We start from the raw sequence: 9,802 nt of genomic DNA, 5'->3' as shown, positions 1-9,802 counted from the left end.
CGTATTTTATAAGGCGGAATACCTTGTAGATACATTGTGACAGCTTCAATTTGTACTTCTTTTGAAAACATAGTAAAACCCCGTAAGTTTTGGAAATTACTCCAACTTACGGGGTTCAGTTCACTTCCGCTTTTTCTGTAACAGTATGAAAATATTAAATTATTTTTCTTTACGCTTTAGTAGACTTGATAGGTAAATCAATACTAGACCAACAGCACCAATTGAAATTAATACGATATAGTCAGTTGCTGAAGTTGCTGAAGATCCACTAATGTATAGATTGTTTGTGAACAAATCAATTGCAAATCTTAGCGGTGTCCAACTGTAAATACCGTTCAAGAAGAATGGTGATAACATTTCCTTTGGATATGAAACAACACCCATAGATAGGAGCATGATCAAAATCAAGATTGGCCATCCAGCGAATCCAGCCCAATTCAAGATGCAAGTTTGTAGTAGGTAGAAGACAAAGATGTTAAACATCAATAGTAGTAAGAAACTACCAGTGTCTGGTACCGGCACATCAAATAGTGTGTGGGCAAAGAAGTAAATCGTTAAGCTGGCAACAACTGACATCACAATACCAGTAATCATTTGACTGTTAATCGTGCTCAAGGTGAAACGACCATTTTCAGCATGCTTCTTGTGTTCACGCCACAACAAGATAGAAGCAATCAATGAACTCAACCATGAAAGAACAACGAGCAACATTGGCGCCATACCACTGACACTCTTGTTAGGAAGTTTGTTTTTGATTTGAGTTGAGACCTTGATTGGGTCGTTGATAACTTGCCATTGTGCAGTTGAAAGCGTCACATTATTTTCCTTCAAGGCACCTTGCATTTTTTGTGACATACCATCACTTAATGCATTGCTGATTTTTGGTAATGCTGTTGTCACAACTGATGAAGCTTGTGAGTTCATTCCTTGGTTAGCAATTACACGAATCTTAGCTTGACTTGGCAATGTTTGAGTCATTGACTTAGCAGCTTGGACTTGTGCTTTTAATTGCTCATTGGCAGCAAGTGCTTGGTCAGGCATATCCTTCGTCTTTGATTGAATGACAAGACCCTTTAGATAATTTTGTTGGCTAGTTAAGCTCTTATCAAAGTCTTTATCAATAACAAGGGCTCCGTAATACTTCTTGTCAGTGAATCCTTGCTTTAGACTAGATTCCTTTTTAACGTTGATCAACTTAAGTTGGGCATCTGAATCAGAAAACTTGTCCTTAAGTTGGCTAACGATTTTTTTACTTTGTTGATCACCAGATGCATTAACAACAGCAACTGGTAATTGTTTTAATTCCACAGAATTACGAGCGCCAATTTGTGCGAATGAAAAAATTGCTAAAACTGCAAATACAGCGACTGCGTAAAGCCAGAACATCTTACTTGAAATAACTTTCCACATAGAAATTAACCTTTCTCTTATTTATTTATAAAACAACATGTTGTATTATAAAGCTTGACTAAAGAAAACTATGCAACAGATGCTAATGCTTTGTTGCAAATAGGGGTAAAATTTTGAAACAGACAGATAGAACAACGCAAACAAAGGCTAATATTGTTCAAGCATTTATGGATATTTTGAAACAGAAGCCATCTTTACAAATTAAAGTGTCTGATATTACAAGGCAAGCGAATGTTGATCGTGGAACTTTTTATCGTTATTTTGAAAGTAAAGATGCATTGATTGAAGATTGTGAAGAGGAAGTTCTGAATAAAATCTATTTGAGTCGCGAGAATATTTTACATTCAGTGATGTCCGTACAAGATCTCAGAGAAAAGCCTAATATTATTGCACCTTTGTTAACGACAATTGCCGATAATTTGGAAATGATGGATGTTTTATTGAATCGTTTAGGTGATAATCATTTCTTTGTTAAGTTTAGAAAATTCTTGTTAGAAGAGGGACTAACAACTATTAATAAGTACAGTACAGCTACGATGTCTGAAAAACAGCGTGAATTATTTGCTATGAGTACTAGTTCGGCAATTATTGGATTAATTAGTTTATGGAGTAGTAAACCAGATGAGTTTACGCAACAAGATATTGAAAATGTTATTCGTATTATTGCAACCCAGGGTGTGTTTGGCATTGTATAAATAAAAAATAAGGACGGTGCTGTAAGCTTCAACTTGCAGTACCGTCCTTATATATTTTTACTCTTTAACAGTATCGTTTAATTTTTTGGCTTGATAGTAATCGGGGAAAATTTTGGCACTTTTAACACCCCAATAATAGAAAATTAATGAGACACAAGCGATGACGACGAAATCCCATGGATAACTGATCCAACCAGCACCGTTAAATTCATGACTACCGGCATATGAAATAAGTGAAATAAAGAGAAGGTAGACGATCAACCATAATGCTGATTTGAAAGCCTTCCAAGTATCACTATTTTTGGCTTTGTATTCATAATAAAAGTAAATGGGCAGTCCAAGAAGGATTACCATAATGACCTCAATTGTCGTTGGCCACATTGACCAGTAAATGGATAATGATGCGAGGACAAAGGCAACAGGTGCCATAAATGAAAGCATCTTTAGTTTAACAGGTCGTTTAAAGTTTGGTGCAGTATGTCGGAAAGCGACAGCAGTAACAGGTCCTGTTAGATAAGCGATCAAAGTTGATGCACAAATAACAGTTGCTAATGTTGACCATGAACGGAATACCGAAACCATGATCATACTGATAACTAAGTTCGTTAACATTGCAGCACGAGGCATATAGAATCGTGAGCTAAGTTTTCCTAAGTATTTTGGCACATGCTTGTTACTTTCCATTGCGAAAAGGACACGCCCTGTAGAAGCGGCGAATGAAACTCCTGTTCCAACTGGAGAAATGAAAGCATCCAAATAAAGCAAAACTGATAACCAATGGATACCTAGCAATATGGCTAAGTCGGCAAATGGCGAATTAAAGTTGATACCATGCCAACCCTGTTGCGCAATTGTTGCTGGATCAATTGCCATAATATAGGCACTTTGAATGAGAACATAGATAATACCACTGATTAGTAATGACAAGAAGATACCACGACCGATATTCTTCTTGGTATTTTTAATTTCACTTCCCATATTAATGACTGTTTGGAAGGCATTAAATGAAAAGATAATACCTGCCGTAGCAGTTGCTGAGAAGATGGGTGCTGAGCCATAAGGCATAAACTCATGTAATGAGTGACCGTAATTTCCAGGATGGAAACTCGATAATGCCAACATGATGACAGTAATTGTCGGCACACCAATTTTGAAAACTGAAATGAAGTTTGTAAAGCGCGTTAGTAAGGTGACTGACCAAAAATTAATAAGTGTGAATACGAGCATAAAACCGAATACTAAGAATAAGCCGGTTGTCGTAATTTCACCGTTACTAAAGAATTGTTTGGTCCAATTCGCCCATGCCCATGGCCATGAACTCATATATTGCACTGCGGCAACAGCCTCAATCGGAATCAAAGTAATCAATGATACCCAATTGGACCAAGATGCGATAAAGCCTAATAAAGGTCCATGAGAATATTGTGCGTAGCGGCTCATACCGCCGGCTTCTGGGAACATAGCTCCCAGCTCAATGTAATTGTAGGCAATGGCGGCGATAACAATGCCACCAATCACCCATGAAATAATGGCAGCGGGTCCTGCTACACTAGTGGCTTCCCACGAACCGAATAACCAACCCGAACCAATTAGAGATCCTAAGGTTAGCATGATAAGTTGAAATAAGCCGATTTTTTTTGTTTTGTCGGACTTCATAGCTCCTCCTTTTGACAATTGCAACTATTGTAACAAACTTATCAAATAATACCAAATTTAAGGTGCTTTCAGCTTTTTAAACAGATTTTTGACATTCTTTATACATACTTTTTTATGTATTTACTTTTGAAAACGTTTGTATTTCAAACAAGTGATTGTTGTAACAAATTATTGTAAATTATAGATAAATAGTAATTTTATTGTAAAGATTATTACAGGCTAAAAGCTAACCTAAATCATCTATACGTGTATATCGTTCGTGTTATTGCGAATTATGTACGAGATATCTGTAAATCCTATCCGTTTTTAAATTCAAAATAAGTAAAATTTAAACTTTTGAGTATTGCTATGTTACAGAATTTTTGTTGCGAATTTCATGGGTTTTTTCGATAATATACTTACGTCTTTATTATTTTGAGGTTCAATTAAGGAGATAAGCATGATATTTAAAAAGCATCATGATAAAACTGAAGTGACAACTGCTAAGGTTGCTGTGTTATTGATTCCGGTAATGATATTATCGGCAGGAGTCACATCTTTAATGGCAGCAAAATCATATGAAATTATTCGACTAACGAATGCCCGTGGTAAAGCAATCGAGGAAGAGAAATAAGTGCATGGTTAATCGTATTTTTACGTACTTAAAAGGCGATGTGATGTTTACTGTTAGTATGTTACTAGCAGTTATTACGTCCTTTTTCGTAGTACCAGACTTGGGTGCTGTTAATTGGCACACCATTTTTAGTTTAATGACAATGATGATTTGGGTTAGCTTGCTGGAAAATGCAGGTGTCTTACATGCCGTATCGGTTTGGTTAGTTAGCCGTAGCCATCATGCTCGAGCGTTGATGACCAGTGTGACCTTATTGTCTTTCTTTGGTGCAATGTTATTATCCAATGATATTGCTATTTTAACGTTAATGCCGATTTATTTACGGTTGGCGGCGAGTTTGTCGACGCAATTAAAAGTTATTGGATTAACTTTGATTATCATGGCTGCTAATTCTGGAGCTATTTTGTTTCCATTTGGTAAGTCACAAAACTTATACTTATTTGGTCACTATGGTGTTAGTGTTGGTGAATTCTTTACTTGGTCAGCATCGTTGACAGTGGTGTCGCTGATTTTGATGATTATTATCACGCGTTTTATCAAAATGGAACCACTGGCAATTGATTTAAAGCCAGCTGAGCACGTTGAAAGTCGCCAATTAGTTTTCTTGATAGCTACAGGAATTGTTTTAATTGCAACAATTTTTGGCTGGTTACCATTTAATGTTGTGGTGCCAATTATCTTGATTGTGTTCTTTATTTATAATCATAAAATATTTAAAATGGTTGATTATGGTTTGTTAACAACATTTCTGTTTTTCTTTGTTGCGACAAACAATTTGGCAAATATACATATGGTACAAACGCTGGTTAGTTCACTATTCGATACACCAACACATGTGTTGTTTGGTAGTTTCGCTCTAAGTCAAGTTATTTCTAATGTGCCTTCAACTATTTTGATTTCAACATTTACGGATCATGCGCATGAATTGTTCTTAGGAACAAATATTGGTGGATTGGGAACGATGATTGCCTCAATGGCCAATTTGATTGGTTTTCGTGTATATCGTCAAATTGAACCAGATTCATCATCAACATTTTTGAAATTGTTCATGGTGTTAAACTTCGTGATGGCCGCCGTACTATTGGTTTTATTTGGTTTATAATTAATTGAAAATAGATTACGAGTGAGGTTGGGATAAATATCCCAACCTTTTTTAATAGAAAAGGTATTAAATACTTAGTGAAACCCTTATAATAAAGTGGAGATTTTAGCTTTTATCGTGAGTCGGAGAAGAGTATGCCTAAAAAATTAGATGAACCAGATATTGAAACCCTAGCGAAAAAGCCTATCTTTGAAAAGGTGGCAGATGGTGATTGGTACCAATATGGTAAAGAACCACAATTACAAGCAATTGTTAAGTCGAGTACGCAAGCAATTCAGAAGATGAATAAAATTGCAGTGGACGATTTTGACGAGGCATTAAAACAGTTGCATGTATTGGTTCCTCATATGGCTGATGACGTGGAAGTTTATTTCCCAATTACTAACATTGAGTATCCCAATAACTTGTTTATTGACGAAGGAACATTTATCAACTTAAATTTCACTATTTTGAGTGCTGGTAAAATTACAATTGGCAAAAATTGTTTCTTAGGTCCTAATACGCAGTTATACACGCCTAACCATCATCCAAACAAAAAAGAAATGCGTCGTGAAGGATGGCAATATGATTTGCCAATTACAATCGGCGATGATTGTTGGTTTGGTGGTTCTGTGATTGTTTTGCCGGGTGTTGAGATTGGTGACAATGTCGTTGTTGGGGCAGGTAGTGTGGTTACCCACGATATACCAAGTAATACGGTTGTGGCAGGAAATCCTGCGCATATTATTCGCCACGTATAAATAAAAAAGCTGAGAAGTATTGATAATCTGGTTAGAGCCAGTATCTACTTCTCAGTTTTTTTATATCAAATCTTGACCGGTAAAACCGGTTTTGTCGGCTGATGTGATTTCTCGTAATACATGACAAGGATTACCAACGGCGATAACATTACTTGGAATATCATGTGTTACGACGCTACCAGCACCAATGATGACATCGTCTCCGATAGTTACACCAGGTAAAACGGTAACATTAGCGGCCAACCAGCAACGATTACCGATGGTGATTGGTTTGGCAATGCAGCCACCAATTTCGCGTTCACGTGCATCAAATGAATGGTTACTCGTATAAAGTCCAACTTTTGGACCAAAAAGAACGCGATCACCAATCGTGACCTTGGCGCCGTCTAAAATTACAGCATCATAGTTAGCGTAAAAATGGTCACCAACATGAATGTTGCGACCAAATTCGCAACGAAAATTAGGCTTTAAGTCTGGTTCAACACCAGCACTGCCAAATAAATTTCGAATTAATTGTTCCTTATGCTCTTTGTCATTTTCAGCATTAATTTCATTGGTTAATACTGTTGAGTGGTCTCTAGCTGACACTAAAATAGGGTCTAAGTCATTATAAGTTTTACCAGTAGCCATATTGGCAAATTTTTCATCTAAGTCCATGCTATCCTCCCAAAATCATTATTATCAAGATATCATAAAACACAGGGTTCATGATATTTAGGAATTATGCTTAAATAAGGTTGACATTTTTGGCAACATTAGAGTATGGTTAGAATATCATTAAAGCCGGGAGCTGATATTCATGAAATTACGCAATGTATCACAATTAAATAATTGGAACTATAACTTTCGTTTCTTTATGTAGTGTTTACATCTAGTAATTAGCAGGTGCAAGCACGTTACACATGTTTGTACCTGTGGGAAATGAAAGCTATTTGGCTTGAGTAAAAAAGACCCTGCAGGTTTGAAAATAATCTGTGAGGGGAAGAGTAGATAGGTATAGACCCTCTGGATTGTTCTCAATCGGGAGGGTCTTTTTTCATAGAAATAATGTTGCCAGTTTTTAACAATCAAGGGAGTAAGTTAGCTATGGAAATGACAAAATACTTAAATACGCAGTTAGCAGGTGTAAAACCTTCAGATATTTTAGCTTTCGCCAATTTTGCTTCAGAAATTCCAAATATTGTGAATTTCACTCTGGGCGAACCTGATTTTAATACACCAGAACATGTACAACAAGCCGCTATCCGTAGTATTCAAGAAAATCACTCGCATTATGCACCATCAAATGGGACACAAGAATTACGCCAAAATGTTAGTGATTATTTAGCTGATAAGTATGATCAACATTACACGTCAGAAGAAGTTATTGTTACTGAAGGCGCCACTGAAGCTATCTATACAGCAATTGTATCTGTACTTAATCCTGGAGATAAGGTCATTATTCCAACACCGACATTTCCGTTGTACATAGCCGATGTGACAGTGGCTGGTGGTCAGCCAGTCTTGGTGGATACGTCGGAATCAGGTTTTAAGCTAACACCAGAATTATTGGCACAGACCATTGACCGCGAAGGACCATCGTTAAAAATGGTGGTATTGAATTATCCAGGTAATCCAACTGGTGTGACGTATTCACAAGCAGAATTGGATGCCTTGGGGGATGTACTAAGGGACAAACCAATTTTTGCCTTGTGCGATGAGATATATAGTGAATTAAATTATGACCATCCACATGCTTCATTAACAAAATCGCTACGTGAACAAACAATTTTAATTTCTGGGGTATCAAAATCACATGCCATGACGGGTTGGCGCATTGGTTTGCTTTGTGCACCACAGAATTTGGTCAATGAATTGAGTAAAATTCACCAATTCACTATTACCAGTACAGCAACGGTTGCCCAGGATGCAGCAGCTGAAGCCTTAGGAAATGGTCAAGATGATGCCTTGCCGATGAAAGCGGAGTACCAGAAAAGACGCGATTATATTTTAGATACATTAAATGAACTAGGCTTTCAAACAGCCAAACCTAGTGGGGCATTTTACATCTACACGAAAATTGCACCTGATTTGGAGCAGGATGATGTGAAGTTTGCTTATGATTTGGCTAAAAATGGACATGTTGCTGCGGTACCTGGTTCATATTTTGGACCAGGTGGCAATCACTACCTACGTTTAAGTTATGCAACAAGTATGGCTGAAATTACACGTGGGATGAACCAATTACGGCAATATGTTGCTGATCAACGAGTTTCACAAACAGATTAAGAAAGTATGGAAGCGGGGAATTTAAAAATGAAGGTTTTGTTATTGAGTGTTCGACCAGATGAGCAGTCAGCGATTGAAAAGTGGGGTGACCGTCATCCAGATGTAGATTTAACGACTGCGGAATGGGAATTACACTCAGATACGGTTGATCAAGTTGCAGGTTATGATGGTTTGGTGATTCAGCAACGGAGTCAAATCGAAGCGGATGTGTACCCACGTTTACATGAATTGGGCATTAAGCAAATTACCACCCGAACAGCAGGTTATGATGTGATCGATTTGCAAGCAGCTGCCGAGAACGACATAGTTATCAGTAACGTGCCGGCTTATTCACCTCGCTCAGTGGCGGAGCTAGCATTAACACATACATTACGTTTAATTAGGAAACAGGAATTAGTTGATCAACGTGTGCGAGAGCAAGATTTTCGTTGGACTGGATTACAAGGAAGTGAAATTCATTCATTAACAATCGGTATTATTGGTGCTGGTCGAATTGGTGGGACATCAGCACGTCTCTTTCATGCCTTGAATGCCAAGGTCATTGCTTATGATATTAAACCTAACCATGAGTTAGATGATGTGTTAACTTTTTTGCCTTTTGAAGAGGTGCTACAACAAGCTGATGTTATTTGCTTACATGTTGATTTAAACGAAACCTCAAAGGGATTGATCAATGCGAAGGCCTTAGAATTAATGAAACCAACGGCATACCTAGTCAATGAATGTCGTGGACCAGTAGTGGATACCACTGCTTTGTTGGCTGCTTTGAAAGAAAAGCAATTAGCTGGGGCAGCGTTAGATACGATGGTTGGCGAAGAGACATTCTTTAACTTCGATTTACGAGGCCAAGCATTGCCAAATCAGGATTTGATTGCGTTACGTGAATACAATAATGTGATTATTACACCACACGTTGGTTTCTATACTAATATTGCCGTACAAAATATGGTTGATATTAGTCTGGATGACACGTTAGCGATTATTACTGGTGAAACTAGTGAACATACAGTTGGATAAAGAATAGAACAAGATAAAATCGTTTTAAAGCCGGTGTGTAAGGTGATTTTCGATGCTTTTTCCGAAGCGTAGGATAGGAATGACGTAAATTCCGGATTCAGTTTTTTAGAACGTGTTTATACTATAAAGTTTACAAGCTTATAATTACTATATTATAAGCACAAAAGGGTTGAGTGAACTGAACCCCAAAAATTGAAGAGAAGTTTAAGCAACTAACTGGTCGGAAAGATTTCGGTATTGAACCGGAGTTTTTCCGGCCAGTTTTGTTTTAATCCGTTTATTATTGTAGTAATAGATATAA

The 9,802-nt window shown here is 37.2% G+C and carries 10 protein-coding genes; 6 read left to right on the top strand and 4 right to left on the bottom strand.

All coding sequences use genetic code 11. The annotated features are described in order from the left end of the window. Positions 1–159: 159 nt before the first annotated feature. A complete protein-coding gene (locus NGR58_RS09345; protein WP_258089244.1) occupies positions 160–1,410 on the bottom strand; it encodes a YhgE/Pip domain-containing protein in 1,251 nt (416 codons plus the stop codon). 113 nt (positions 1,411–1,523) lie between these two features. Here NGR58_RS09345 and NGR58_RS09340 point away from each other — a divergent pair, with 113 nt between their 5' ends. Further along, on the top strand, positions 1,524–2,105 hold the full coding sequence (locus tag NGR58_RS09340) for a TetR/AcrR family transcriptional regulator (RefSeq protein WP_258089243.1): 582 nt from the start codon (positions 1,524–1,526) through the stop codon (positions 2,103–2,105). 57 nt (positions 2,106–2,162) lie between these two features. Here NGR58_RS09340 and NGR58_RS09335 read toward each other — a convergent pair whose 3' ends face one another. Next, positions 2,163–3,761, bottom strand: a complete 1,599-nt coding sequence (locus tag NGR58_RS09335) for an APC family permease (RefSeq protein ID WP_258089242.1) — start codon at positions 3,759–3,761, stop codon at positions 2,163–2,165. 439 nt (positions 3,762–4,200) lie between these two features. On the opposite strand from NGR58_RS09335, the gene NGR58_RS09330 reads away from it, so the two are divergent. From NGR58_RS09330 to NGR58_RS09320, 3 genes are all read left to right on the top strand, one after another. Further along, complete coding sequence (locus NGR58_RS09330) at positions 4,201–4,374, top strand: hypothetical protein (RefSeq protein WP_165845874.1); 174 nt, start codon at positions 4,201–4,203, stop codon at positions 4,372–4,374. 4 nt (positions 4,375–4,378) lie between these two features. Continuing rightward, entirely contained in the window at positions 4,379–5,476 is a 1,098-nt protein-coding gene (locus tag NGR58_RS09325) for an SLC13 family permease (RefSeq protein ID WP_258089241.1), read from the top strand. A gap of 134 nt (positions 5,477–5,610) precedes the next feature. Next, positions 5,611–6,216 carry a sugar O-acetyltransferase gene (locus tag NGR58_RS09320; RefSeq protein WP_258089240.1) on the top strand — a complete coding sequence of 202 codons (606 nt, stop codon included), beginning with the start codon at positions 5,611–5,613 and terminating at the stop codon, positions 6,214–6,216. Positions 6,217–6,276: 60 nt separating this feature from the next. Here the strand turns inward: NGR58_RS09320 and NGR58_RS09315 are convergent, their stop codons facing one another. Further along, a complete protein-coding gene (locus NGR58_RS09315) occupies positions 6,277–6,873 on the bottom strand; it encodes a sugar O-acetyltransferase (protein ID WP_258089239.1) in 597 nt (198 codons plus the stop codon). A 429-nt stretch (positions 6,874–7,302) separates the two neighbouring features. On the opposite strand from NGR58_RS09315, the gene NGR58_RS09310 reads away from it, so the two are divergent. Together NGR58_RS09310 and NGR58_RS09305 are read left to right on the top strand one after the other, a co-directional pair. After that, on the top strand, positions 7,303–8,484 hold the full coding sequence (locus NGR58_RS09310; RefSeq protein ID WP_258089238.1) for an aminotransferase class I/II-fold pyridoxal phosphate-dependent enzyme: 1,182 nt from the start codon (positions 7,303–7,305) through the stop codon (positions 8,482–8,484). A gap of 27 nt (positions 8,485–8,511) precedes the next feature. After that, positions 8,512–9,501 (top strand): D-2-hydroxyacid dehydrogenase, encoded by a 990-nt coding sequence (locus NGR58_RS09305; protein ID WP_258089237.1) that lies wholly within the window; start codon positions 8,512–8,514, stop codon positions 9,499–9,501. 204 nt (positions 9,502–9,705) lie between these two features. Here NGR58_RS09305 and NGR58_RS09300 read toward each other — a convergent pair whose 3' ends face one another. Then, positions 9,706–9,798 carry an IS3 family transposase gene (locus NGR58_RS09300; protein WP_407077141.1) on the bottom strand — a complete coding sequence of 31 codons (93 nt, stop codon included), beginning with the start codon at positions 9,796–9,798 and terminating at the stop codon, positions 9,706–9,708. Positions 9,799–9,802 lie beyond the last annotated feature (4 nt).

It is taken from the genome of Weissella fangxianensis (genome assembly GCF_024718545.1).
Classification (GTDB): domain Bacteria; phylum Bacillota; class Bacilli; order Lactobacillales; family Lactobacillaceae; genus Weissella; species Weissella fangxianensis.
Note: the sequence above shows the minus strand (reverse complement) of the source record. Positions and strands in the feature narration are given on the sequence as shown.

Bases quoted from the DNA above. Each gene is read 5' to 3' on its own strand.
- NGR58_RS09335 (WP_258089242.1), bottom strand. From the start codon at position 3,761: ATGAAGTCCGACAAAACAAAAAAAATCGGCTTATTTCAACTTATCATG.
- NGR58_RS09320 (WP_258089240.1), top strand. From the start codon at position 5,611: ATGCCTAAAAAATTAGATGAACCAGATATTGAAACCCTAGCGAAAAAG.
- NGR58_RS09305 (WP_258089237.1), top strand. From the start codon at position 8,512: ATGAAGGTTTTGTTATTGAGTGTTCGACCAGATGAGCAGTCAGCGATT.
- NGR58_RS09315 (WP_258089239.1), bottom strand. From the start codon at position 6,873: ATGGACTTAGATGAAAAATTTGCCAATATGGCTACTGGTAAAACTTAT.
- NGR58_RS09325 (WP_258089241.1), top strand. From the start codon at position 4,379: ATGGTTAATCGTATTTTTACGTACTTAAAAGGCGATGTGATGTTTACT.
- NGR58_RS09310 (WP_258089238.1), top strand. From the start codon at position 7,303: ATGGAAATGACAAAATACTTAAATACGCAGTTAGCAGGTGTAAAACCT.
- NGR58_RS09345 (WP_258089244.1), bottom strand. From the start codon at position 1,410: ATGTGGAAAGTTATTTCAAGTAAGATGTTCTGGCTTTACGCAGTCGCT.
- NGR58_RS09330 (WP_165845874.1), top strand. From the start codon at position 4,201: ATGATATTTAAAAAGCATCATGATAAAACTGAAGTGACAACTGCTAAG.